This window comes from Streptomyces sp. NPDC020958 (genome assembly GCF_055562175.1).
The window spans coordinates 446,119-470,904 of record NZ_JBVHFU010000005.1; the positions used below are offsets into that span (position 1 = coordinate 446,119).

The 24,786-nt window shown below is 70.7% G+C and carries 20 protein-coding genes, 5 tRNA genes and 1 pseudogene; 12 read left to right on the top strand and 14 right to left on the bottom strand.

Features of this window, described 5'->3' with window-relative positions; genetic code table 11:
* Positions 1-49 precede the first annotated feature (49 nt).
* Complete coding sequence (locus ACZ3KP_RS19030) at positions 50-1,141, bottom strand: Leu/Phe/Val dehydrogenase (RefSeq protein WP_467500888.1); 1,092 nt, start codon at positions 1,139-1,141, stop codon at positions 50-52.
* A 200-nt stretch (positions 1,142-1,341) separates the two neighbouring features.
* Here ACZ3KP_RS19030 and ACZ3KP_RS19035 point away from each other — a divergent pair, with 200 nt between their 5' ends.
* Positions 1,342-2,184 (top strand): DUF8083 family protein, encoded by an 843-nt coding sequence (locus tag ACZ3KP_RS19035; protein ID WP_360567754.1) that lies wholly within the window; start codon positions 1,342-1,344, stop codon positions 2,182-2,184.
* Between the two features lie 579 nt (positions 2,185-2,763).
* Positions 2,764-2,970: a developmental transcriptional regulator BldC gene (gene bldC, locus ACZ3KP_RS19040; protein WP_003949541.1), complete on the top strand. Its 207-nt coding sequence runs from the start codon at positions 2,764-2,766 to the stop codon at positions 2,968-2,970.
* Between the two features lie 437 nt (positions 2,971-3,407).
* On the opposite strand, the gene ACZ3KP_RS19045 is transcribed toward bldC, so the two are convergent.
* From ACZ3KP_RS19045 to ACZ3KP_RS19060, 4 genes are all read right to left on the bottom strand, one after another.
* A complete protein-coding gene (locus ACZ3KP_RS19045) occupies positions 3,408-3,611 on the bottom strand; it encodes a DUF6274 family protein (RefSeq protein ID WP_467500890.1) in 204 nt (67 codons plus the stop codon).
* 130 nt (positions 3,612-3,741) lie between these two features.
* Positions 3,742-3,816, bottom strand: a tRNA-Asp gene (locus ACZ3KP_RS19050).
* Positions 3,817-3,909: 93 nt separating this feature from the next.
* Positions 3,910-7,878, bottom strand: a complete 3,969-nt coding sequence (gene hrpA / locus ACZ3KP_RS19055; protein ID WP_467500892.1) for an ATP-dependent RNA helicase HrpA — start codon at positions 7,876-7,878, stop codon at positions 3,910-3,912.
* Between the two features lie 77 nt (positions 7,879-7,955).
* Positions 7,956-8,315: a hypothetical protein gene (locus ACZ3KP_RS19060; protein WP_467500894.1), complete on the bottom strand. Its 360-nt coding sequence runs from the start codon at positions 8,313-8,315 to the stop codon at positions 7,956-7,958.
* A 144-nt stretch (positions 8,316-8,459) separates the two neighbouring features.
* Between ACZ3KP_RS19060 and ACZ3KP_RS19065 the strand changes: the two genes are divergently transcribed.
* The gene (locus ACZ3KP_RS19065) at positions 8,460-8,942 is read left to right on the top strand and encodes a PH domain-containing protein (protein ID WP_467500896.1); all 483 of its coding nucleotides are present in this window, start codon (positions 8,460-8,462) and stop codon (positions 8,940-8,942) included.
* 35 nt (positions 8,943-8,977) lie between these two features.
* On the opposite strand, the gene ACZ3KP_RS19070 is transcribed toward ACZ3KP_RS19065, so the two are convergent.
* From ACZ3KP_RS19070 to ACZ3KP_RS19090, 5 genes are all read right to left on the bottom strand, one after another.
* Positions 8,978-9,054, bottom strand: a tRNA-Phe gene (locus ACZ3KP_RS19070).
* Positions 9,055-9,078: 24 nt separating this feature from the next.
* A tRNA-Asp gene (locus ACZ3KP_RS19075) sits at positions 9,079-9,153 on the bottom strand.
* A gap of 38 nt (positions 9,154-9,191) precedes the next feature.
* Positions 9,192-9,264: transfer RNA gene (locus ACZ3KP_RS19080), tRNA-Glu, on the bottom strand.
* A gap of 207 nt (positions 9,265-9,471) precedes the next feature.
* A complete protein-coding gene (locus ACZ3KP_RS19085) occupies positions 9,472-10,932 on the bottom strand; it encodes a metallophosphoesterase family protein (RefSeq protein WP_467500898.1) in 1,461 nt (486 codons plus the stop codon).
* A gap of 69 nt (positions 10,933-11,001) precedes the next feature.
* Positions 11,002-11,352, bottom strand: coding sequence for a metallopeptidase family protein (locus ACZ3KP_RS19090; RefSeq protein ID WP_358971237.1), 351 nt, complete (start codon positions 11,350-11,352; stop codon positions 11,002-11,004).
* A 218-nt stretch (positions 11,353-11,570) separates the two neighbouring features.
* On the opposite strand from ACZ3KP_RS19090, the gene ACZ3KP_RS19095 reads away from it, so the two are divergent.
* The 4 genes from ACZ3KP_RS19095 (at position 11,571) to ACZ3KP_RS19110 (ending at position 16,507) form a co-directional block, all read left to right on the top strand.
* Positions 11,571-12,089, top strand: coding sequence for a hypothetical protein (locus tag ACZ3KP_RS19095; protein WP_467500901.1), 519 nt, complete (start codon positions 11,571-11,573; stop codon positions 12,087-12,089).
* A 290-nt stretch (positions 12,090-12,379) separates the two neighbouring features.
* Complete coding sequence (locus tag ACZ3KP_RS19100; RefSeq protein ID WP_467500903.1) at positions 12,380-14,605, top strand: DEAD/DEAH box helicase; 2,226 nt, start codon at positions 12,380-12,382, stop codon at positions 14,603-14,605.
* A 204-nt stretch (positions 14,606-14,809) separates the two neighbouring features.
* A complete protein-coding gene (locus ACZ3KP_RS19105) occupies positions 14,810-16,336 on the top strand; it encodes an amino acid permease (RefSeq protein ID WP_467500905.1) in 1,527 nt (508 codons plus the stop codon).
* A gap of 98 nt (positions 16,337-16,434) precedes the next feature.
* Positions 16,435-16,507, top strand: a tRNA-Lys gene (locus ACZ3KP_RS19110).
* Between the two features lie 351 nt (positions 16,508-16,858).
* Here the strand turns inward: ACZ3KP_RS19110 and ACZ3KP_RS19115 are convergent.
* Complete coding sequence (locus ACZ3KP_RS19115) at positions 16,859-17,182, bottom strand: hypothetical protein (RefSeq protein ID WP_467500907.1); 324 nt, start codon at positions 17,180-17,182, stop codon at positions 16,859-16,861.
* Between the two features lie 106 nt (positions 17,183-17,288).
* On the opposite strand from ACZ3KP_RS19115, the gene ACZ3KP_RS19120 reads away from it, so the two are divergent.
* Positions 17,289-17,660 (top strand): ArsR/SmtB family transcription factor, encoded by a 372-nt coding sequence (locus tag ACZ3KP_RS19120; RefSeq protein ID WP_467500909.1) that lies wholly within the window; start codon positions 17,289-17,291, stop codon positions 17,658-17,660.
* Between the two features lie 35 nt (positions 17,661-17,695).
* Positions 17,696-18,127, top strand: coding sequence for an arsenate reductase ArsC (locus tag ACZ3KP_RS19125; RefSeq protein WP_467500972.1), 432 nt, complete (start codon positions 17,696-17,698; stop codon positions 18,125-18,127).
* A gap of 35 nt (positions 18,128-18,162) precedes the next feature.
* Here ACZ3KP_RS19125 and ACZ3KP_RS19130 read toward each other — a convergent pair.
* Positions 18,163-18,461 (bottom strand): annotated as a pseudogene (locus ACZ3KP_RS19130) (site-specific integrase); the annotation flags it as partial.
* A 125-nt stretch (positions 18,462-18,586) separates the two neighbouring features.
* Between ACZ3KP_RS19130 and ACZ3KP_RS19135 the strand changes: the two are divergent.
* Positions 18,587-19,015: an effector-associated constant component EACC1 gene (locus tag ACZ3KP_RS19135; protein WP_467500911.1), complete on the top strand. Its 429-nt coding sequence runs from the start codon at positions 18,587-18,589 to the stop codon at positions 19,013-19,015.
* A complete protein-coding gene (locus ACZ3KP_RS19140) occupies positions 19,002-22,145 on the top strand; it encodes a caspase, EACC1-associated type (RefSeq protein ID WP_467500913.1) in 3,144 nt (1,047 codons plus the stop codon). Before ACZ3KP_RS19135 ends, ACZ3KP_RS19140 begins: the two co-directional genes overlap by 14 nt.
* A gap of 39 nt (positions 22,146-22,184) precedes the next feature.
* Here ACZ3KP_RS19140 and ACZ3KP_RS19145 read toward each other — a convergent pair whose 3' ends face one another.
* The gene (locus ACZ3KP_RS19145) at positions 22,185-22,826 is read right to left on the bottom strand and encodes a GTP cyclohydrolase II (RefSeq protein ID WP_467500915.1); all 642 of its coding nucleotides are present in this window, start codon (positions 22,824-22,826) and stop codon (positions 22,185-22,187) included.
* Positions 22,827-22,974: 148 nt separating this feature from the next.
* A complete protein-coding gene (locus ACZ3KP_RS19150; protein ID WP_358985878.1) occupies positions 22,975-23,499 on the bottom strand; it encodes a MarR family winged helix-turn-helix transcriptional regulator in 525 nt (174 codons plus the stop codon).
* 124 nt (positions 23,500-23,623) lie between these two features.
* On the opposite strand from ACZ3KP_RS19150, the gene ACZ3KP_RS19155 reads away from it, so the two are divergent.
* Positions 23,624-24,763: a dihydrofolate reductase family protein gene (locus ACZ3KP_RS19155; protein ID WP_467500917.1), complete on the top strand. Its 1,140-nt coding sequence runs from the start codon at positions 23,624-23,626 to the stop codon at positions 24,761-24,763.
* The last annotated feature ends 23 nt before the right edge of the window (positions 24,764-24,786 follow it).

Genomic DNA, 24,786 nt, shown 5'->3' on the forward strand with positions numbered 1-24,786 from the left:
ACCGTCCGCCGGCGGGCACCGAAATCGTGTCCGGGAACCCGGCGTTCGGTCAGCGGCCGCCGGCCGTTCTCGCGTCGTGCATCCGCTGTTCGGCGATCCGGTCGGCCGCCGCGGCCGGCGGGATCCCGTCCTCCTTCGCACGAGCGAAGATGGCCAGCGTGGTGTCGAAGATCTTCGCCGCCTTCGCCTTGCACCGTTCGAAGTCGAAGCCGTGCAGTTCGTCGGCGACCTGGATGACCCCGCCCGCGTTCACCACGTAGTCCGGCGCGTAGAGGATCCCGCGGTCCGCGAGGTCCTTCTCGACGCCCGGGTGGGCGAGCTGGTTGTTGGCCGCGCCGCACACCACCTTCGCGGTCAGCACCGGGACGGACTCGTCGCTCAGGGCGCCGCCGAGCGCGCAGGGGGCGTAGATGTCGAGCCCCTCGACCTGGATCAGCGCCTCGGTGTCGGCGGCGACACCCACGGCCGGGTGCCGGTCGGCGACGCGCCGCACGGCTTCCTGCCGTACGTCCGTGATCACGACCTCGGCGCCCTCCGCCAGGAGGTGCTCCACCAGGTGGTGGCCGACCTTGCCGACGCCCGCGATGCCGACGGTGCGGCCGCGCAGCGACGGGTCACCCCACAGGTGCTGGGCGCTGGCCCGCATGCCCTGGTAGACGCCGTAGGCCGTGAGGACGGAGGAGTCCCCGGCGCCGCCGTGCTCCGGGGAGCGGCCGGTGGTCCAGCGGCACTCGCGGGCCACCACGTCCATGTCGGCGACATAGGTGCCGACGTCGCAGGCGGTCACGTACCGGCCGCCGAGCGAGGCCACGAACCGCCCGTAGGCGAGCAGCAGCTCCTCGGTCTTGTCCCGGTCCGGATCACCGATGATCACGGCCTTGCCGCCGCCGTGGTCGAGCCCGGCCATGGCGTTCTTGTACGACATCCCGCGCGCGAGGTTGAGGGCGTCGGCGACGGCCTCCTCCTCGTTCGCGTACGGGTAGAAGCGGGTGCCGCCGAGGGCGGGGCCCAGCGCGGTGGAGTGGATGGCGATGACGGCCTTCAGGCCGCTCCTGCGGTCCTGGCAGAGCACGACCTGCTCGTGACCGCCCTGGTCCGAGTGGAACAGGGTGTGCAGGACGCCGGTGGAAACGTCGGTCACTGTGGTGACTCCCGGTTGTGTTCGGCGGGTGGAAGCTGGGCTCCCGTAAGGGTGGCGGGGGCTTGGCATGAGCGTAGAGCTATTGCCCGCCCACCATCCGCGCAGTGTCAAGGATCACTCTGCCGTGCCGCGTGTGCACGTATGAGCGTGGGACGATCCGACACTGGTTTCGAGACCGGCCCGATGGGGAGGGAGCAGGCGTGCCCAAGGTGTCCTCGGTGGTCGTGCCCTACGCGACGTACCTGCGTGTGTACGAGCCGCTGGCCGCCTTCCCGGAGCCCGAGCGCGCCCACTGGGCGCGGTACGCCCGCCGCTCCGACCGGCCCTCGTACCAGGACGAACTGCGCCGCTCGCTGGCCGACCTGCTGCCCACCCCGCCGATCCCGGTGCCGGTGCAGGAGAGCGCCGACGCGTTCGTGCTGGAGGTGGACGGCGTCGTCTGCGTCTGCCCCTGGCGGACCCGGCTGCGCGGCTGGCAGGCCCTCCAGGAGCTGCCCGAGGAGCTGCCGAAGCCGGTCCTGGACGCGATGCTGCCCCCGGTGGTCCGGCGCCAGGCCGCGGTGGACTACGAGCGCTGGCTGGCGCGCAACCCCGACTCCCGGCCCTGGATCCGCACGGCGACCTGGCAGGTGCCGCTGAACTGGTTCGTGCTGGTCTCCGACGAGGAGCGCCGGTACGAGAAGGGCACCGGGGAGATCCCGCCCATGCTGCGCTACCGCACGCCGATGGTGCAGGCCCGGCGGCGGGTGGCCCGGGCGTTGCGCACGCTCAAGGACACGGTGGAGGAAGGGCCGCTGATCGACGGTCTGGTGGACGTCGGCCGCTGGCTGGAGGAGTTCCACCCGCGCTCGCTGGTCGAACTGGACTACGGCGGGCTGGTGCACGCGCTGCCCGCCGGTGATCTGGAGGACGACCATTCGGCGGCGGACGTGGCGGCCGGCGTGGCGGCGCTGCGGCAGGGCGACGGGGCCGCGGCCGGGGAGGCTTACGGGCGGCTGGTGGAGCGGTGGCGGTCGGTGCGGGACCGCCGGTCGGCGAACTGACCGCCGGAGTGAGCAGCCGTGCCCGGTGATCCGTACTGACTGACGAGTTGGTACACGCAGAGTGACGTACGTCACGGTCCAGATGCCGTGAAACAACGTACCTTGACGGCACTTCAGTGAACTCACGGACGTTGGGCCCGATCCGGGCTTTTGTGGCAAGGGTGATGGATCACACCTACGCGGCCCTTGCGTCCCTTGCTACTCCTCGTGCCAAAATAGGACAAGGAGTCCGGGGAAGTCTCCTTCCGTCCAACTGTGGTGCACTGTGGGCGGATTCTCCGCATTACGTGCTTTGGGGGGTCTGGTGACTCCTGATCGCCCCTGTGACTGATCGTCACAGTGGCGTGACTGTCCGCTATGGCATGGTCCATCGGCTTCCGCGGCTGATGACTACCTGGGAGGGCAATTCCATCGGTTTGGCCGACGCGGCTGGACAGATGGTGTAGTTGTAGTGCCGAGGACAAGCCGTTCGTCCTATAACCGACTCGACTCGCGTCCGCCATTTCGGGCAACGCGGGTCAAGGTGCAGAATTTAGAGGAAAGAACCGAGAAGGTTCGGTTCTCCCGAGGAGGCCGCTCATGACCGCTCGCACCCCTGATGCCGAGCCGCTGCTGACCCCGGCTGAGGTCGCCACCATGTTCCGTGTCGACCCCAAGACGGTCACGCGGTGGGCGAAGGCCGGCAAGCTCACGTCGATTCGCACGCTCGGCGGACACCGCCGTTACCGCGAGGCTGAGGTCCGCGCCCTGCTCGCGGGTATTCCGCAGCAGCGCAGCGAGGCCTGACCAACTGAATAGCGGGCAAACCGACCGGTCCCCCACTGGTCGAGGTGCCCCGAACCCTAGCTACAAGCGACGCGGGACCTGCCCCAACAGGGCCCACGCCCAGGCCGACAAGAACTTCTCAGGCAAGCCACACAGGGTGCGTCGTAGATCGCGCTGGACTCCGCCGGGTCCAGCGCGATCTTTTTTGTGCGCCCGTGGCGCCCCTGTGAGCGGGCTTGGCGGAGTCTGGGGAGAGCTGTTGGAGTGAGCCGACAGGGTGGTGCAATTGCACATATTAAATTGACCGGTTGTAGGAGGGGGGTAAGTACCGCTGTTTCCTGAACTCATGCGGTGACTCCCGTCACATACCGCACGGGTTGTTTGTGTCGCCCCGGGTGCGCTAATGGGGCGGGGGCGCCATCGCCCCACGGCCGTACGGGTGTTGGGTCCGGCCCGGCTCAGACCCCGGCCGGCCGCTCGTCCTCCGTGGCGTCCTCCGTGGCGTCCTCCGAGGCTTCCGACGGACACGGGGCCGAGTCCATCGCCAGCCGCAGCAGCTGGTGGCAGACGGGACAGTGGCGGGTCAGGTGCCGGTACGACGAGGCGGCGGCCAGATGGGCCCTCAGGAGCGCCCGCGTCTCGTGCCGCACCGAAGCCGCCATACGCCACCTCCCGAGGGGGCCGAGGAAACCGGGCCCTGCTCCCTGGGTACCGACGGAATGTGACCCCGTCAATGGCACGGAGACGACTGAGGCCCGCACCCTTTGCGGGGATGCGGGCCTCAGTCTGTTGCGGTCCTGACGGGATTTGAACCCGCGGCCTCCACCTTGACAGGGTGGCGAGCACTCCAAACTGCTCCACAGGACCAGGTTTCGCGGCACTTTCTCTGCGCTGTGCTGCGAGAAGGACTGTACAGGAGTGAGCGGGTGCTGGTCGAACTCACCCTGCGTGAGCGGTCTGTTACGGGGCTGCCGTGTCGATCGCCTTCACGATCCGCTTGTCGGAGATCGGGTACGCCGTGCCCAGCGCGTGCGCGAAGTAGCTGACCCGGAGTTCCTCCAGCATCCAGCGGATGTCCAGGACCTGCTGCGGGACCGGCCGCCCGCGCGGGAGCTGCTCCAGGAGCCAGGCGTACTCGTCCTGCATCTCGTGGACCTTCTCCATGCGGGTGGTGTCCCGCTGGACGTTCGTCGGCATCTGCTGGAGACGGCGGTCCGCCGCGACCAGATAGCGCATCAGGTCGGGCAGGCGTCGTATCCCGGCCCACGTCACGAAGCCCGGCTTCACGAGGGCGTCCAGCTGCTTGCGGACGTCCGTGAGGTTCGCGAGCAGCGCGGGGCTCCGGACGCCCTTCAGCCGCCGCTCACAGGCCTGCCAGGCGGCGAGCACCTGCTGCACCTGGCCCACCGTCCGGACCGTCGTGTCGACGATGTCGGCGCGCACCTTGTCGTACAGCTTCCGGTACGACTCCTCGTCCCACACCGGCCCGCCGAAGTCGGCGATCAGCTTGTCCGCCGCGGCCGTCGCACAGTCGTCGAACAGGGCCTGGATCGTGCCGTGCGGGTTCGCCGACAGTGCCAGCTTCTGCGCGTTCGTCAGCTTGTCCGACGCGAACTTGGCCGGGTTCACCGGGATGTTGCGGAGGATGAGCCGGCGCGTGCCCTTCCACATCGCCTCGGCCTGCTCCTCCTCGGTGTCGAAGAGGCGTACGGAGACCGTGTCGCCGTCGTCCACGAGGGCCGGGTACGCCTTCACCGGCTGCCCGGCCCGGCGCGTCTCGAAGACGCGGGTGAGCGAGCCGATCGTCCAGTCGGTGAGCCCCTTGCGTTCCAGGGACTCGCCGCCCGCACGGGACGCGGTGGCGGCCGCCGCCTGCGAGAGGGCCTGGCGCGCCTCGGGCTTCAGCCGGAGCCGCAGCGCTTCCAGGTCCTTGTCCTCGGCCAGTTTCCGGCGCCGTTCGTCGACGATCCGGAACGTGATCTTCAGGTGGTCCGGGACCTTCGCCCAGTCGAAGTCCTCGGCCTCGAAGGGGACGCCGACCATCCGCTTGAGCTCGCGGGCCATGGTCACGGTGAGCGGTTCCTGGAGCGGGACCGCCGTGTCCAGGAAGCGCTTCGCGAAGTTCGGCGCGGGCACGTAGTTGCGGCGGATCGGCTTGGGGAGGGTGCGGATCAGTTCCGTGACCACCTCTTCCCTGAGGCCGGGGATCTGCCAGTCGAAGCCCTCGTCCGTGACCTGGTTGAGCACCTGGAGCGGGATGTGGACCGTCACACCGTCCGCGTCCGCGCCCGGCTCGAACTGGTACGTCACCCGGAACTTGAGCTGCCCCTGCCGCCAGGAGTCCGGATAGTCGGCCTTGGTGACCGCCTCCGCCGACTCCCGGATCAGCATCTCCCGTTCGAAGTCCAGGTACTCCGGATGCTCGTGGCGCTTGTGCTTCCACCAGGAGTCGAAGTGGGCGCCGGAGACGACGTGGTCGGGCACCCGCTGGTCGTAGAAGTCGAACAGGGTGTCGTCGTCGACGACGATGTCCCGGCGCCGGGCGCGGTGTTCGAGCTCCTCGACCTCGCTCAGCAGCCTGCGGTTGTCCGCGAAGAACTTGTGGTGGGTGCGCCAGTCGCCCTCCACCAGAGCGTTGCGAATGAAAAGCTCGCGGCTGACCTCGGGGTCGATCCGGCCGTAGTTCACCTTCCGGTCGGCGACGATCGGCACGCCGTACAGCGTCACCTTCTCGAACGCCATCACGGCCGCCTGGTCCTTCTCCCAGTGCGGTTCGCTGTACGTCCGCTTCAGGAGGTGCCCGGCGAGCGGCTCGACCCACTCCGGCTCGATCTTCGCGTTGACCCGGGCCCAGAGCCGAGAGGTCTCCACCAGCTCGGCCGACATCAGGAACCGAGGGGGCTTCTTGAACAGCGCCGACCCCGGGAAGATCGCGAACTTGGCGTTCCGCGCGCCCAGGTACTCGTTCTTGGCTGTGTTCTTCCCGCCCTCCGCCCCGGCGTTCTTCACGTCCTTCATGCCGATGTGGGACAGCAGCCCGGCGAGGAGGGAGACGTGCACGCGGTCGCCGGGGGCGTCCTCCTCGTTGAGGTGGATGCCCATCTGCTTGGCGACCGTGCGCAGCTGGCTGTAGATGTCCTGCCATTCGCGGATGCGCAGGAAGTTGAGGTACTCCTGCTTGCACATCCGCCGGAAGGAGCTGGAACCGCGCTCCTTCTGCTGCTCCCTGATGTACTTCCACAGGTTGAGGAAGGCGAGGAAGTCGCTGGTCTCGTCCCGGAAGCGGGCGTGCTGCTGGTCGGCCTGGGTCTGCTTGTCGGCCGGGCGCTCGCGCGGGTCCTGGATGGAGAGGGCGGCGGCGATGACCATGACCTCGCGGACACAGCCGTTCTTGTCGGCCTCCAGGACCATGCGGGCGAGCCGCGGGTCGACCGGCAGCTGGGCCAGCTTGCGTCCGCTGTCGGTGAGCCGCTTGCGGACGTCCTTCTCGTCCGGGTTCAGCGCGCCCAGCTCCTGGAGCAGCTGCACGCCGTCGCGGATGTTGCGGTGGTCCGGCGGGTCGATGAAGGGGAACTTCTCGATGTCGCCGAGGCCGGCCGCGGTCATCTGGAGGATGACGGAGGCGAGGTTCGTGCGCAGGATCTCGGCGTCGGTGAACTCCGGCCGGGCGAGGAAGTCCTCCTCGTCGTACAGCCGGATGCAGATGCCGTCGGACGTACGGCCGCAGCGGCCCTTGCGCTGGTTGGCGCTGGCCTGGCTGATCGGCTCGATGGGGAGCCGCTGCACCTTCGTGCGGTGGCTGTAGCGGCTGATCCGGGCGAAGCCGGGGTCGATGACGTACTTGATGCCGGGGACGGTGAGCGAGGTCTCGGCCACGTTGGTGGCCAGCACGATCCTGCGGCCGGTGTGCGGCTGGAAGACCCGGTGCTGCTCGGCGTGCGAGAGCCGGGCGTAGAGCGGGAGGACCTCGGTGAACCGATAGTTCTTCCTGGTGAGCGCGTCGGCGGTGTCCCGGATCTCCCGCTCGCCCGAGAGGAAGACGAGGATGTCGCCCTGGCCCTCGCCCTGGAGCTCCTCCACGGCGTCGCAGATGGCGGTGATCTGGTCCCGGTCGGCGTCCTCGGAATCCGCTTCGAGGAGCGGCCGGTAGCGGACCTCCACGGGGTACGTCCGCCCGCTCACCTCGACGATCGGGGCGTCGCCGAAGTGCCGGGAGAAGCGTTCCGGGTCGATGGTGGCGGAGGTGATGACCACCTTCAGGTCCGGGCGCTTCGGCAGCAGCTGGGCCAGGTAGCCCAGCAGGAAGTCGATGTTGAGGGACCGCTCGTGGGCCTCGTCGATGATGATCGTGTCGTAGGCGCGCAGCTCGCGGTCGGTCTGGATCTCGGCGAGCAGGATGCCGTCCGTCATCAGCTTGATGAAGGTGGCGTCCGGGTTCACCTGGTCGGTGAAGCGGACCTTCCAGCCGACGGACTCCCCGAGGGGCGTGCGCAGTTCCTCCGCGACGCGCTCGGCGACGGTACGGGCGGCGATCCGGCGGGGCTGGGTGTGCCCGATCATGCCGCGCACCCCCCGGCCCAGTTCCAGACAGATCTTCGGGATCTGGGTGGTCTTGCCGGAGCCGGTCTCACCGGCCACGATCACGACCTGGTGGTCGCGGATCGCGGCGGCGATCTCGTCCTTCTTCTGGCTGACGGGCAGTTGCTCGGGATACGACACGGCGGGCACGAGGGCGCGCCGGCCGGCCATCCGTTCCTCGGCCCTGGCCACCTCTGCCTCGATCTCGGCGAGGACGGCGGCGCGGGCCTCCGGCTTACGGATCTTGCGCGCGCCTTCCAGCCTGCGCCCGAGCCGGTGCGCGTCGCGCAGCGAGAGCTCGGTCAGGCGGGGGGCGAGGGCGCCGAGGGCGGGGGCGGGGTGCGTAGACATACGCGGTCCAGGATCTCACCTCGGGGAAATCCATGGCGAACGCTTTTGCCTCCGGCGGTTCGGCCGGGGCAAGGGGGTCATGCGCCGCGTTGGGTGGGTGGGGCCGGGGTGGCCGGGTCCGGGGTGGTGGGTGCTGCGGTGGGGGCCGGGTGGGGGGTGGCGGTGTGGGTGGCGGCCGCGGCCGAGGAGACGATCGACCTGGCCGTGTTGGACACCGCCTTGATCCCCAGGTAGGCCGTGGTCATGCTGCTCACCGCGGTGAACGCGGCGGTGAGCACGCCGATGATCACCGAGGTGTCGCCGTCCAGCTGCCAGACCCCGAAGACCGCGACCGCGGCGATGGCGAGATTGCTAACGACGACGGCGAGCAGCCCGTAGCGCGCCCGGGTCTTCTCCAGCTCGACGTCCTGGCCGACTCTGTCCTGGTCCCCGCTCATCGTCCCCGCCCTCTTGTCCCTCAGGTCACTGCTGGCCCTCTGGCCCGTTCCGACGCAGAAAGTAGCGTCACCCGTCCGTCCCGCCAAGCGGTCAGCCCGCCAGAAAAACGGAGCCCGTCGGCGGACCGCTGTCAGACTGCACGGATGGGCGAGACGATCTTTCGGTACACGCGCAGGCAGCGCTTGGTGATGTGGGCGTTCGCGTTGGGGATGGCGGGGTGGGCCGGGGCGGTGAGTGTGCGTGCGGCCAGGTACCTGGCCGACGGTCAGACCGGCTCCGCCGTGGGCCTGTGGCTCATGTTCGGGCTGATACCGACCGCGCTGTTCGTGCCCATGGCGGGGATGCCGACAGGCTGGACGCGCATCGACGCGGAGGGCCTGCGCACTCGTGGGATGACCGGACGTCGGCGCGTGGGCTGGCGGGACATCGAGAGCATCCATGCGCTCTCGGGCCGTGGGCGCAATGGGTCCATCACCCAGATCGGAGTCACCCGGACCGATGGGGGGTCGTTCCTGCTGCCGATTCCCTTCACATCGGGGACGATCGCCGAGAACCCCGCCTTCTCCGAGAAGCTGGAGCTGATGCAACGGGAGTGGAAGAAGCACAGGGGGGCGGACGCGGAATGAGAACAGCCCCTCCGAGATCCCGGAGGGGCTGTCTGTGGTGGCTGGGGCCGGGGTCGAACCGGCGACCTATCGCTTTTCAGGCGATCGCTCGTACCAACTGAGCTACCCAGCCACGAGGTTTCACGTGAAACCTCAGCGGTCCTGACGGGATTTGAACCCGCGGCCTCCACCTTGACAGGGTGGCGAGCACTCCAAACTGCTCCACAGGACCAAGCTGTTGTGTGCAACAGTGTCGCACACGATCTTGCGTGCCCCCAACGGGATTCGAACCCGTGCTACCGCCTTGAAAGGGCGGCGTCCTAGGCCGCTAGACGATGAGGGCTATCGGCCCGCCTGGGCGCTTCTCAGCGCGTCGGGGACGTGAGAAGCATATGGGATGGCGGGGGGTATCGCCAAAACGGTTTACGGCGACGAGGACGATGGGGGCGCCGGACCGGCGACGGCCCGGCGCCGGACCGGCCCGCGGCGGAGTCGCTGCCCGGTCGCGTGGCCGAGCAGCCGGTCGGTCATGTGACCGGGAGGTGGTCGGTCACCTGGTCGGGAGGTGGCGACTGACCTCGGCGGTCGTCTGGCCCAGGCCGCCCAGCCTGATCGCGTCCCAGGCCTGGAGGCGGCGGGTGTCCCGGTCGAAGTAGAGGATCGAGGCCTCGATCGGGTCCGGGTACTTGCCCTCGACGGCGCGCAGCCCGCTGCCGCCCGTGGAGCCCTCCACCCGCAGCCGGGTGCCGTGCGGCAGCAGCTCCGTCTGCTCGTGGTGGATGTGCCCCGCCAGCACCAGGGGTACCTCGCCGTCCGTCATCCGGGCCGCTACCGGCTCGTGCGCGATCGCCACGTCCACCGGGGTGCCGGCCGCCCGCTGCTCCCGCAGGGCCGTGGCCAGGCCGTCCCCGGCCCGCTCCTCGGCCGCGTCACCGCCGGGCACGGTCGAACGGTCCGGGGTGAACTGGGGATCGCCGACACCGGCGAAGCGCAGACCGCCGATCGTCTCGGCCCGGCCGTCGTCCAGGACGTGCACGTTCTTCATGCGGGACAGGTAGCGCTGGGTGACGTGGGAGTCGTGGTTCCCGCGGACCCAGACGTAGGGCACCCCGAGGTCCTTGACCGGGTCCAGGAAGCCGTTCTCGGCCGCCGTGCCGTGGTCCATGGTGTCCCCGGAGTCCACGATCACGTTCACCTTGTACTGCTCCACCAGCGACGCGATGATCTTCCAGCTCGCCGGGTTGAGGTGGATGTCGGAGACGTGCAGGACCCGCAGGGTGGCCGGGTCGGGCGAGTAGGCGGGGAGCGTGGACGTGACGTCGTACAGCTTCGTCACGTTCGTCACCAGGCGGGCCAGCTCCTTCTGGTAGACGTCGAACTCGGTGACGATGCTGCGCGCGTTGCCGACCACGGCAGGGGCGGAGGAGAGCAGGCCGGAGAACCTCGGTTCCAGGACCGACTCGGGGTTCCAGGTGGCGTACGCGGTCGCGCCGGACGCGGCGAGCAGGCCCAGGGCGAGGCCGCCGGCGGCCAGGGCGCGGCGCGGGCGGCGGTAGACGGCGAGGTCGAGGGCGGTGGCGCCGGCGACCACGGCGACGCAGGAGCGTTCGGCCAGGTCGAGGGTGCCGTGTTCGACGTCGTGGGCGACCTCGTCCTGGAGTCCGGCGAGACGCTCGGGGTGGTCGACGAGGGCCTGGGAGCGGAACGGGTCCAGCTGGTCGACGTTGACGTCGAGACGGACCGGTCCGGCGTGGGTGTCCAGATAGAGGGCGCCCAGCGGGGAGACGTTGATCTTCGTGCCCCCGTCGAGGGAGGGGCGCAGGGTCATCGTGGTGTCCATCGGGCCGACCTGGGTGCGGACGTTCCCGACGATCAGGAGGCCCAGCCAGGCGCCCAGGAGGACGACGGCCGCCAGGCCGAGGACGCGGCTCCAGGCGGGCGGTTCGTGAGCGTGCGGGTCGAGTTCCAGGACGGGCGGACGGGCTTGGGCTCGGGTGCGGACGCGGGCCATTGGGGCCGTATGCCCAGGCTCAGGGGTTGATATGCGACGGTTCGCGGCCCTCCTGTCACGGGGCCGGGCTCAGCCCCAGCCCAGTTCGTGAAGGCGTTCGTCGTTGATGCCGAAGTGGTGGGCGATCTCGTGGATCACGGTCACGGCGACCTCGTGCACCACGTCCTGCGGGGTCTCGCAGGAGCGCAGCGTGGGGCCCATGTAGATCGAGACGCGGTCGGGGAGCACGCCGGCGTACCACTCACCGCGGTCGGTGAGCGGGGTCCCCTCGTACAGGCCCAGCAACTCGGGGTCGTCGGCCGGGGGCTCGTCCTCGACGAACACGGCGACGTTGTCCATCACCCGGGTCAGTTCCGGTGGGATCCGGTCCAGGGCCTCGCTCACGAGTTCCTCGAACGCTTCGCGTGTCATCTCCAGCACACGGCCATTGTCGGGGACGGAACGCGCGGGCGGTGGGGGCCGGGGTACCGGATTCGGGTCCGGTGGTCCCGCCTCGGGTACCGCCGCGCCGGGCGGCGCGGGCCGCGTGGCGGGGCGATGCTTCGGTCGTTTGTCCCCGGTGCGCGGTCAGCGTGTCCTCTTGCGGGCGGCGGGAGTTGGGCAGGTCGACTTCTTACTTCCCCCCGGAGGTGGCCGCCGTGCGCCCCTTGAACGTACCCGTCCGTCTGGCCGTCGCGGTGATGGCCGTCGCGGCCGCCGCCGGTTGTGTGAACGTGGGCGACGACGCAGGGAAGGCCAAGCCGTCGCACTCCGCGGGGCACCGGGGCGGTGACGCGGTCGCCGGGGGCTCCGGGGTGTCCGGTGAAGGCGGCGCGGGGTACGGCGGGGCGGTGGCCGACGGGAAGCGGGGGCACGCGGGGAAGCCGAAGCCGGGGGAGTCGGCGTCGGCGTCCGGGCGGCCCGCGCGGGGCGGCGACAGCTCGGGGCCCGACGCGCCGGCGCAGCCGGGCGGGAGCGTGGCGCCGGGGGTGCCCGCGGGGCCGCCGACGGGCGACCCGGCGTCCCCCACACCCCCGGCGGTCACCCCCACCCCGCCCCCGCCGCCACCCCCGGTGAGCGACCCGCCGTCGGCCGAGCCGTCCTCGTCGGCACACGAGGAGACCGGGCCCCAACTCGTCCAACGGGAACCGGCGCCGACGGCGGGGGCCCCGGCGTAGCGGGCGGGAAGAAAGGGGCGGGTCCGGGTGTTCAGGTCTCTGTCGTCCTGCGCGTCTGATCCGTGTGGCTGTACTGCTCTGAACTGCGATATCGAGGCCCGGTTTGCCTTCAGGGGTGGTGGGTGCGTATGGTGGTAGATCGTTTGATCCCATTTGCCCGGCGCCACCGCAGAGCGCGCCGTGTGGCGCGTACTCTCCCTTGCCGTGGCGGACCGCATTGAGGCGGTCGTGAGCGAATCACGGAGTTGACGGGCGCGTGCCGAAGAGACTCCGGAAGGTTTCGCATTCGCATGTCCGTGTCCAGTACTGATCAGTTCGTCGTGTCCGAGAACGAGAACGAGTTCGAGAACGACGACCTGGTGACCAAGGCCTCCGAAGAGGCCGCTGACACCACCGACACCACCCCCCAGACCACCTTCGCCGACCTCGGCCTCCCCGAGGGCGTCGTGCGCAAGCTCGCGCAGAACGGCGTGACCACCCCCTTCCCGATCCAGGCCGCGACCATCCCGGACGCCCTGGCCGGCAAGGACATCCTCGGCCGCGGCCGCACCGGTTCCGGCAAGACCCTCTCCTTCGGTCTGCCCACCCTGGCCACGCTGGCCGGCGGCCGCACCGAGAAGAAGCGGCCGCGTGCCGTCATCCTCACCCCCACGCGCGAGCTGGCGATGCAGGTCGCCGACGCGCTCCAGCCCTACGGCGACGTCCTCGGCCTGAAGATGAAGGTCGTCTGCGGCGGTACGTCCATGGGCAACCAGATCTACGCCCTGGAGCGCGGCGTCGACATCCTCGTCGCCACCCCGGGTCGCCTCCGCGACATCATCAACCGCGGCGCCTGCTCCCTGGAGGACGTCCAGATCGCCGTCCTCGACGAGGCCGACCAGATGTCCGACCTGGGCTTCCTGCCCGAGGTCACCGAGCTGCTCGACCAGGTCCCGGCCGGCGGCCAGCGCATGCTCTTCTCCGCGACCATGGAGAACGAGATCAAGACCCTCGTCGACCGGTACCTCGACAACCCGGTCCACCACGAGGTGGACGCGGCCCAGGGCGCGGTCACGACGATGTCCCACCACATCCTGATCGTGAAGCCCAAGGACAAGGCGCCGGTCACCGCCGCGATCGCCTCCCGCAAGGGCCGCACGATCATCTTCGTCCGCACCCAGCTGGGCGCCGACCGCGTCGCCGAGCAGCTGCGCGACTCCGGCGTGAAGGCCGACGCGCTGCACGGCGGCATGACCCAGGGCGCCCGGACCCGCACCCTCGCCGACTTCAAGGACGGGTACGTCAACGTCCTCGTCGCCACCGACGTCGCCGCCCGCGGTATCCACGTCGACGGCATCGACCTGGTCCTCAACGTCGACCCGGCCGGTGACCACAAGGACTACCTGCACCGCGCGGGCCGCACCGCCCGCGCCGGCCGCACCGGCACCGTCGTGTCGCTCTCCCTCCCGCACCAGCGGCGCCAGATCTTCCGCCTGATGGAGGACGCGGGCGTCGACGCCGGGCGTCACATCATCAACTCCGGTACGGCCTTCGAGCCCGAGGTCGCCGAGATCACCGGCGCCCGTTCGATGACCGAGGTCCAGGCCGAGTCCGCGGGCAACGCGGCGCAGCAGGCCGAGCGTGAGGTCGCCCAGCTCACCAAGGAGCTGGAGCGGGCGCAGCGCCGGGCCGCCGAGCTGCGCGAGGAGGCCGACCGCCTGGTCGCCCGGGCCGCGCGCGAGCGCGGCGACGACCCGGAGAGCGCGGTCGCCGAGGCGCAGGCCGAGGCCGTGGTGACCGCGGTGACCGCGGTGGCCGCGGTGGCCGAGGAGACCGTGGTGGAGACGCAGCCGGAGGTTCCGGCGGCGCGCGACGCCCGGGACCGCGGCTTCGACCGCGACCGCCGTGACGACCGTGGCGGCCGTTCCTTCGACCGCGGCGACCGTCCGTTCAACCGTGACCGCGACCGTGGCTTCGAGCGTCGGGACGACCGCCGTGACGACCGTGGTGGCCGCCCCTTCGAGCGCCGCGAAAACCGCGAGCGCGGTTTCGAGCGGCGTGACGACCGCCGTGACGACCGCGGCGGCCGCTCCTTCGACCGGGACCGCGACCGCACCGACCGTCCGTTCAGCCGTGACCGCCGTGACGACCGGGGCGGCGACCGTGGGGGCCGTTCCTTCGAGCGCCGCGACGACCGCCGTGACGACCGTGGGGGCCGCTCCTTCGAGCGCCGCGACGACCGGGGCGGCGACCGCGGTGGCCGTTCCTTCGACCGCGACCGTGACGACCGTGGTGGCCGTTCGTTCGAGCGCCGTGACGACCGTGGCGGCTTCCGCCGGGACGAGCGCGGGGGCCACCGTGGCAGCGACCGTCCGTTCAACCGCGACCGTCGCGACGACCGCCCCGGCTTCCGCAGCGGCGGCCACGACCGCCCCGGCCACGACCGCCCGTACGGCCGTCGTGACGACCACCGTGGTTCGTCCTCCGGCTCCTTCGGGCGCCGCGACGACAAGCCGCGCTGGAAGCGCAACGGCTGACGTCCTGTGACGGACGTCGAGTGACGAACGGCTGAGCGCCGCGCCCGCACCGGGGCGCGGCGCTCAGCCGTTTCCGGGCGCGGCAGGGAGTTCCGGGGCTCCGCCCGGGAGGTGACCAGGCGACCCTGTTTCGGCCCCGTTCCGGGTTCTTTTCGGCCAAGCTGTGACGCATGTCACGACCGCGGCAGGGGAATCGCTGGGGGCATGACAGAAGACGCGATAGGCACATCGCCTTCCGGGGGCCTCTCCGACGAGGAGCGGCTGGCCCAGCTCGGCTACACCCAGGTGCTGGCCCGGCGCATGTCGGCGTTCTCGAACTACGCCGTTTCGTTCACGATCATCTCGGTTCTCTCCGGCTGTCTCACCCTCTACCTCTTCGGCATGATCACCGGCGGGCCCGCGGTGATCACCTGGGGCTGGGTGGCCGTGGGCCTGATGACCCTCTTCGTGGGCCTGTCGATGGCCGAGATCTGCTCCGCCTACCCCACCTCGGCGGGCCTGTACTTCTGGGCCCACCGGCTGGCCCCGCCCCGCTCGGCCGCGGCCTGGGCGTGGTTCACGGGCTGGTTCAACGTGCTCGGCCAGGTGGCGGTGACGGCGGGCATCGACTTCGGCGCCGCGTCCTTCCTGGGCGCCTACCTGAACCTCCAGTTCGACTTCACCGTCACCCCCGGCCGCACGATCCTCCTCTTCGCGGCGATCCTGGTCCTGCACGGCCTCCTCAACACCTTCGGCGTCCGTATCGTCGCGCTCCTGAACAGCGTGAGCGTGTGGTGGCACGTGGTCGGCGTCCTGGTGATCGTCGGCGCGCTGACCTTCGTACCCGACCACCACCAGTCGGCGTCCTTCGTCTTCACGAAGTTCGTGAACGAGACGGGCTGGAGCAGCGGCCCGTACGTCGTCCTCCTCGGCCTGCTGATGGCGCAGTACACCTTCACCGGTTACGACGCCTCGGCGCACATGACCGAGGAGACCCACGACGCGGCGACGGCGGGCCCCAAGGGCATCGTCCGCTCCATCTGGACGTCCTGGATCGCCGGCTTCGTCCTCCTGCTCGGCTTCACGTTCGCGATCCAGTCGTACGACAAGGAGCTGAAGTCGCCGACGGGCGCGCCCCCGGCGCAGATCCTCCTGGACGCGCTCGGCGCGACGACCGGCAAACTCCTCCTCCTGGTCGTGATCGGCGCCCAGCTCTTCTGCGGGATGGCGTCGGTGACGGCCAACAGCCGCATGATCTATGCCTTCTCGCGCGACGGGGCGCTGCCCTACTCCCGCGTCTGGCACACGGTCAGCCCCCGCACCCGCACCCCCGTGGCGGCGGTCTGGCTGGCGGCCCTCGCCGCCCTCGCGCTGGGCCTCCCGTACCTGATCAACTACACGGCCTACGCCGCCGTGACGTCGATCGCGGTGATCGGCCTGTACGTGGCGTACGTGATCCCGACGCTGCTGCGGGTGCGCAAGGGGGACGCGTTCGAGCGAGGGCCCTGGCATCTGGGCCGCTGGTCGCTGGTGATCGGCGTGATCTCGGTGACGTGGGTCGTCGTCATCACCGTCCTCTTCATGCTCCCGCAGGTCTCTCCCGTCACCTGGGAGACCTTCAACTACGCCCCGGTCGCCGTCCTCGCGGTCCTCGGCTTCGCCGCGATCTGGTGGCAGGTCTCGGCCCGCCACTGGTTCCTCAGCCCGGACGGAGCACGCGAGGAGGACACCGCCAAACTGGTCGATCTCTGACGCTCCGGCCCACTTCCGCCACCCGACGCGGCCGTGACCCCGATACCCGATCGGCGACACGGCTCCGTCCGGCTATGCTCGGGGAGGCAACATCGCCTGGGCCGTTAGCTCAATTGGCAGAGCAGTGGACTTTTAATCCATTGGTTGTGGGTTCGAGTCCCACACGGCCTACGGGTGGTGGTCGGGGGATATGGCCTCTGACCTGCTAGGCAGCGTCCGGGTCGGCTTCGGCTGGCTCGGGCGCTGACTCGTTTTCGGGCTCGTGCGTGAGCGATGCGTGAGCGGGTGCGCTCGGCCGCGGTTTCGGACGGAGTGCAGCACGCGTTCACGCCACAGCAGGCGCCGTCCGAACCACGCGCTTCGGAGGGCACATCGGAGTCATCGGAGGCGGCGGGTTTGGTGGCGCGGATGATCGCGGAGCGCATGCCGTCCGCGTCGGTGTGATGTCGATGCCGGTGAAGCCGACGGCTTCGAGGCCGAAGGCCCCGGCGAAGACGGCGGGCTTGTCGACGGACAGATTGATCACGCAGTTGGAGATGACCACGTCGATCGTGCCCGCGAGGCGTCGGCCTTCCTCGCGTTGGCCACGGCCAGGGTGAGCATCTCCTCGGTCATGTCCAGGCCGTACGCCTTGCCGGTGGGGTTGCCGCAGCCGGGGGAGGCGGCGACCGCTTCGGCGGGCAGGGTGGCGCGCTCGTCGGTGGCGTAGAGGGTCGAGCCGAAGTTCTCGTCGGCCTCGACCGGTTCGGGGCCGCAACAGGCGGTGCTGCCCTCGGCGACCTTCACGGCTGCGGCGGCGTACCGGCGGCGGACGGTATCGCGCAAGTCGGCGGACTGCTCGCTCATCACTCCACTCCTGGGTGACGGGGCATGGCGGTGCCCTGGAACGGTCTGTATTGAAGTTCTTGGATGCAACCTTGCACCTTGGATCGAAGAACGTCAACATAGAGGTGTGTCGAAACAAGAGCTGGAGCTGATCGACCAGGACGCCGTGTGCTGCCCCGGCCTGGCTGCCGCGCCACTGGATGACGAACGCGCCACGGAGCTGGCGAAGGTCTTCAAGGCGCTGGGTGACCCGGTGCGGCTGCGCCTGTTGTCGATGATCGCCGCACGTGAGGGCGGCGAGGTCTGCGTGTGCGAGATGACGCCCGCCTTCGATCTGTCCCAGCCGACGATCTCCCATCACCTCAAGCTGCTGCGGCAGGCCGGCCTGGTCGACTGCGAGCGCCGTGGGACGTGGGTCTACTACTGGGTGTCGCCCGGCGCCCTGGACAAGCTCGCAGGGTTTCTGACGACGCCGCAGTCCGTCAGGACGACAGCGTGACAGTCCCCCTCGGCCGCCGTGTCGCCGCCGAGACGGTGGGAACCGGATCGGCTGCCCCGCGTCCCTCCGTGCTGTTCGTCTGCGTCCACAACGCCGGCCGCTCCCAGATGGGCGCCGCCTTCCTCACCCACCTCGCCGGTGACCGGATCGAGGTCCGCTCGGCGGGCTCCGCCCCCGCCGACGCGGTCAACTCGGCGGTGGTCGAGGCCATGGCGGAGCTGGGGATCGACATCTCCGCCGAGACCCCGAAGATCCTGACCACCGAGGCCGTGCAGTCCTCGGATGTCGTGATCACCATGGGCTGCGGGGACACCTGCCCCGTCTTCCCGGGCAAGCGGTACCTGGACTGGCAGCTGGACGATCCGGCCGGCCAGGGTGTGGACGCCGTACGGCCGATCCGGGACGAGATCGAGCGGCGGGTCCGCGGCCTGTTGGCGGAGCTCGGCGTTCCGGCGGTATCAGCCTGAGCCAGGAGAGGCGCCGGCGCGGTAGCTGTTCGGCCGATGGGCGGCAGGTCGGTCGGGCGAGGATGCGGCGGAAGGTCTCGGAGACAGTCCCGGGGTGGAGTCAGGAGCCGTCCTCCTTGGTGAACACCTTCCCGATGTCCTGCCAGGCGCTGCCCCACTTGGTGCGCTCCTTCGCTTGGCGGGTCCTGCGGTCGCGCAGCACGGCGATGTTCATGCTGTCGAGCGCGATCGTGGGCGCGCTGCCGTCCGTCTTCGGCTCCGACTCGTAGGGGTCCCAGCCGTCCACCACGATCGCCTTCGCCGGGGTGCCCATGAGGTGGAAGATCGCGTACAGAGTGCGTCATTGTCCGCCCCGGCAGGCAGTGATTGGGGCATTCGCGGTGTCCGGGGGAAAGCATCGCCCTACACTCTCGGCTGCGAATCGTTGCAGAGGGTCATGAGGGCGTTATGGGGGAACATATGCGTGCCACGATCACCGGCCCTGATCACGAGGACGGGCATCTGATCGTCAGCGAGCTCCACGACTGGCTCGTCGGGGACGCTGAGCTGCGCCGATCGACGCAGATACACCGGGTAACCCGCGAGTCGGCCGGGACGATGGGGGCGCTGGACGTCATCGAGGTGGTGCTTGGACAGGGCATCGCCGCCGCCAACCTCGCGCTGGCGTACGCCTCCTGGCGCTCGACCCGCCCGGCACCGCCCCGCGTCAGCGTGACCCTGCCCGGCGGCACACTGACCGTGACGGACGACAGCCCGGAGGCGTTGGAGCGGATTCTGGCGGCTCTCCGGGAACCGATACCGGGCCCGTCCGCCGGAACCCCGGGTGCGCGGAGCGCCGACGGTGCCGGGAGAGCAGGGGCGGAGGCACATGGCGATGGCGCAGCCTGATCCCTCGACATCCCGGGCGGTCATCGTCGGCGTCCAGGGCTACCAGCACCTGGATCCGCTCCCGGCCGTCGCCAACAACGTGCGGCGCATTGCCGAACTCCTGCGCGACCCGGACCTGTGGGGGCTACCCGAGGAGAACTGCACGGTCCTGCTGGACCCGACGTCCGACCGTGAGGTCCTCGAAGCGGTGCACGAGGCGGCCTCACAGGCACAGGACGGATTCCTGCTGTACTTCGCGGGACACGGTCTGCCCGAGCAGCCCGACGGACTCCAACTGGCGCTGCCGGACACCAGCAGCGAGCACCTGTTCCGGGCCCTGTCGTACGACCGGGTCCGGTCGGTCATCCTCCGGTACTGCTCGGCGCTGCACAAAGTGGTCATCCTCGACACCTGCTTCAGCGGCCGGGCTCTCAAGGGCGTGATGGGTCCGGACGTGGGCGTCGCAGACTTCGCCGAGGTGGACGGCACGTTCCTGATGACCTCGTCGGCGGAGAACCGGACATCGATGGCGCCGGTGGGCGCCGAGTACACCCTGTTCACCGGTGAGCTCGTCAGGGTGCTGGACCAGGGGCACCCCGATACCGACGACCTCCTGGACATGGACACCATCTACCGCTCGGTGGACCGCGCCCTGCGGGCCGGCGGAGGTCCCGTTCCACAGCAGCGAGCCCGTAACGCGGGTGCGCGCATCACGTTCGTCCGCAACCGGGCCCGCCTGGGCGAGCGCCGCGGTCCCCGGATCCCGGCGGCGCGCGACACCGCCGTACCAGCCGGCTACGAGGCACTGCTGAACGAGACCGTGCCGGGGCTGATCGAGCGGCTGGCCGGGCTGACGAAGTCGGGGCACGGCGCCGAGGCGGACGCCGTGCTCACGGCCGTGGCCACCCGCTGGCCCGAACAGGAGGCCGCGGCGCTCCTCGGCGAGCTGCGCTCGGCCGGACTCGGCCGGTTGACGAAGCTCGCCTGCGAGGCCGTCGTCGCGCGGCCCGCCACCGAGGTCACGGAGTGCCTGCATGTGCTCGAACAGCTCGGTGACGGCCAGGTGGCCGACATGATGTTCGAGGCGCTGGCACGCACCGGTCCGACCGCCGTCGCGGCGGCCGCCCGCAGCCTGCGCGACCTGGGTCTGACAGTCACGGAGCGTCTGGTGCGGCCCGCCCTCGCCATGGGTGGTCCCGACGGCTCGGCCGACCTGGTGGTGGCCCTCCACCAGCAGGGGCTCGGCGAGGAGGCCATGACCGGGCTGCGCATGCTGGTGGCCCACGAGCCCGACCCGGAGTACGTGCGTGTCGCCGATGCCCTGCTGGAACGGGGCTCGGCCGAATCCGCGTACGCGCTGTACCTGGCACTGCCCGCGGCGCTCGCCGCCTCCCGGTCGCGGGAAGAGACCGCCCGGCTGCTGTTCTCCATGAAGGAGCACGGGGCACAGCCGCAGGCGGAGGAACTCCTCCGCGCCCTGCTCGCCGCCGAGCCGCAGGAGCGGGTCGGCTGGGCGCTCGCCCTGCACACGGTGGGCCTTGCCTGGGGCGACGAGGCGGCCCGCGACCTGTTGTGCCGGGCCTCCGCCGAGGAAGTCCTGCGGATCATGGAAAAGATCCGCAGGACCCGCCCCGACGCCCTCGTCACGGTGGTGCGGTGGGCGACGTCGGGCCCTCGCGGAGCCGCCGACACCGTCGCCTTCATGACGGCGCTGCGCCGGTTCGGCCGGCCCCTGGACGCCATGCGGCTGCTCACCGACGTGGCCGACTCCGGACCCGAGCAGGCCGCCGCCCTCGTCGCGGCCCTGCGCGACCTCGGGCACGAGGCGGCGGACAGACTTCTGGAACGCGCCGCAGACCTCCCCGCCGCACAGCGTGTCGTCCTGCTCACGGCGATGCGTGCGCACGGTGCGCGGGTCGACGCGGACCGGATGCTCGCCGACGTCCTGGACGGCCCGGACGAGGAGCTGGTCGGGGCGCTGCCCGTCCTCGCCGCCGAAGTCGACGTCGAGACGCTCCACGCGCACATCGCGGGCTCCGCCGAGGGCGGGGACGTGGCGCGGGTTCTCCGGCGCTACTGGCGCGACGGACGGTTCGCGGACGCGGACCGCCTCGTCGACCTGCTCGCCGAGCGTCCCGGTCCGCTCCTGGAGGAGACCCTCGCGGAGCTCCCCGTCCTCTGCTCGCCCGACGAGTACCGGCAGCTCGCGGCCTCGATGACCCGGCTCAGCCTCCCGGCGGTCGTGCGTATCACCGCGCGGGTGGCCACGGAACCGGGGGAGAACGAGAGCGACGGGAGCCCGCTGAGCGGCGTCGTCGCCGAAAGCCTTGCCCGGCTGCCTCGCCCCGCGTTGCTGTCCTTGATCGCGGCGCTCCGTCGCCTCTCCGTGGAGGACGGCGGCCGCGCGGAAGTGTGGGCGCTGGGTGTAGCGCTGGCCGGGCGCGACGACGCGCCCCGAGTGCTCCTGGAACTCTGGCAGAGCGAGCGTCCCGTCGCCTGGCTCCCGCTCGAACTGCGGACGTTGATGGAGCTCGCTTCGGCGGACCGGGTCGTGGCGATCTACCGTGCCATGGCGGAGTCGGGGATGCCCCGTGACGTGTCGGTGCTCGCAGGCCTCGGCCTGCGGGCCGATCTGCCGACCGTACTCACCAGGCTGCGCAGGGCGGGACTGCCGCGTGGGGACGCGGTAAGGGTGCAGCGCTCGTCGGCGCGGCGCCATACCGAGGTGCACGATCCGGCGGTCGCGCGAGTCCTTGAGGAAGGGCTGGCGAGACCCTTCGACGTGGCGGACGTGGACCGGGCCAGAAGGGTGCTGTGGCAGGCGGCTCGGGCTCTGGAGCCGTACCAACTGGCGGAGCTGCTCGGCGCCCTGCATCTCCAGGAGAAGGAGGCCGATGTCGCCTGGGTCGTCACCTCGGCCGTGGAACGCGTCCCGTTGGAGGACTGGTTGCCCGATGTGCTCGCCGAGCTGGGCGGTGCCCGTCTCGACGAGGTGGCCCGCCTGCTGATCCAGGCGGTGGTCCGCCGCTCGAAGGCCTGGGAGGTGCGGGGCACCGCGGCCATCCTGCGGGAGGACGGCATGGACGAGTACGCGGACCAGCTGGACGACGCGAGCCGGGGGAATCGGATGAGGCGTTGGCTGCGCATGTGACCCTCGCCGGCCCGGGCGCCGCGGTCTGCGGTGGACCGTTCAGCCCGCGTTGAGCTCCGTCAGTTCCGCCAGCGGCAGGGTGTGCTGGGTGTGCAGGACCTTGGCGCGCAGGTAGCGGACGTTGTGGGCGGTGCTGAAGACGCCGGTCGGTACGCGGTCGCGGACGGTGATGCCGAGGGTGCGCAACTGCTCGGCCTTGTCGGGGTTGTTGGAGAGCAGGTCCAGCTCGCCGTGGCCGAGGGCCCGGAGCATCTGGGCGGCGGCGGTGTAGTCGCGGGCGTCCTCGGGCAGGCCGAGGGCGGCGTTCGCCTCGTAGGTGTCGAGGCCCTGGTCCTGCAGGGCGTACGCGTCGAGCTTGTTGTAGAGGCCGATGCCGCGGCCCTCCTGGCGCAGGTAGAGCAGGACGCCGCCGCGCTCGGCGATGCGTTCGACGGCCTCGCGCAGCTGGGGTCCGCAGTCGCAGCGGGCCGAGCCGAAGACGTCTCCGGTGAGGCACTCGGAGTGCAGGCGGACCAGCGGGAGGGTGCCCGGTGCGGGCTCGCCCAGGACGACGGCGACGTGTTCCTGACCGTCGGTCAGGCCGTGGAAGGTGACGAGTTCGGCGTTGACGCTGTAGCCGTCGGTGAAGCGCAGCGGGACCCGGACACGGGCGCGCTGGGTGGCGGCGGGGAAGTCGGTCATCGGGGTCTCCAGTGTCCGGGTGCAGGACGGCTGTCCCGTGCGGGACGCGTGTCTCTGCTTCAGATTTGAAGCAGATCTACGGCTGGAACCATACCCCATGCTTTAAATTTGAAGCAACAAGTTTCCGGTCGTTCCGCGGAATCGGGGTTCACGAACCGGAACACGGCGACGACGAGCGCCGCCGCCACGGCACCTCGTCGGAGGTCGGCCGCGGCTTCTCGTCGCCCTCCAGCGCCCGCGCGATCACGGAGCTGATCTCCTCCAACTGCGTGACCTGCTCCTCGGAGAGGTGGTCGAACACCGCCGCGCGCACCGTCTCCACATGTCCGGGCGCCGTGCGCTCCAGGGCCGCCATGCCCTTGTCCGTCAGGATCGCGAAGCTGCTCCGCTTGTCCCACTGGCAGTCCTCGCGCCGGATCAGCCCGTCCTTCTCCAGCCGGGTCACGGCGTAGGTCAGCCGGCTCCGGGTGATCTTGGACCTGGCGGCGAGATCGGTCATCCGCAGCTTGCGCTCCGGTTCCTCGGAGAGGTTGGCCAGAATGCCGTAGTAGAGGTGCGGCATGCCGGCGTCCTGCTGGAGCTGGCGGTCGATCGCGTCCTCCAGGAGGTTGGTCGCCGCCATGAACGCGCGCCAGGCGCGCTGCTCCTTCGACGTGAGCCAGCGAGTCGTCATGGGACCAGTGTAAGTTTGTTTCAAACTTTAACCAAGCGTCCGGTTCACACCCCGCCGACCGTCGAGAGTGGTCCAGTCGACCGCCGCGAGTGGTCCCGCCCGCCGCCGAGAGTGAGCGCGTCCGATGCCGTACCCCCACGTCCTGCTGTCCGCCGCCGTCTCCCTGGACGGCTACCTCGACGACACCGGCCCCGAACGGCTGCTGCTCTCCTCGCCGGCCGACTTCGACCGGGTCGACGAGGTGAGGGCCGGCTCCGACGCCATCCTGATCGGCGCCGGCACGATCCGCGCGGACAACCCGCGGCTCCTGGTGTACTCCGAGGCCCGCCGCGCAGCCCGGATCGCCGCCGGCCGGCCCGAGTACCCCCTCAAGGTCACCGTCACCGCGACCGGCGACCTCGATCCGGCCGCGAAGTTCTGGCACACGGGCGGCGACAAGCTCGTCTGCACGACCGACTCGGGCGCGGAGCGGGCGGCCGCCCTGGGCATCGCCGCCGACATCGTCCCGCTGGGACCCGAGCTCGACTGGCCCGCGCTGCTGACCCACCTCCACGACGTCCGCGGTGTGGACCGCCTGATGGTGGAGGGCGGCGGCACCGTCCACACCCAGCTGCTCCAGGAGGGCCTGGCCGACGAGCTCCAGCTGGTCCTCGCCCCGGTCTTCGTGGGCGAGCCCGAGGCGCCGCGCCTGTTCGGCCCCGGCGGCTACCAGGCCGGACGGCTGCGCCTGGTGGAGACCCGCCGTATCGAGGACGTCGTCCTGATGCGCTACGAGCCCACCGCCCCCGGCGCGGGCGGCTCGGTGTCCGCCGCCGACCGCCACTGGCTGCGGCTCGCCTGCGAGCTGGCGGCCCAGTGCCCACCCTCGGCGACGGCGTTCAGTGTCGGCGCGGTGGTGGTCGCCGCCGACGGCACGGAACTGGCCCGCGGCCACTCCCGGGAGGCGGGCGACCCGGCGGTCCACGCGGAGGAGGCGGCCCTCGCCAAGATCGCCCCGGCCGACCCCCGGCTGGCCACGGCCACCGTCTACACCAGCCTGGAGCCCTGCACCCGCCGCGCCTCCCGTCCCCACCCCTGCGCGGAGCTGATCCTCGGCGCGGGGGCGCGCCGGGTGGTCACGGCCTGGCACGAACCGGACACCTTCGTGCGGGCGGCGGACGGGACGGGGATGCTGCGGGAGCGGGGGGTGTCGGTGGTGGTCCTGGCCGAGTACGAGGCCCTGGCCAAGGCGCCGAACGCACACCTGGAAACGCCCCGCGGCTAGGTCTCCGCGCGGGGGCGCTCGTA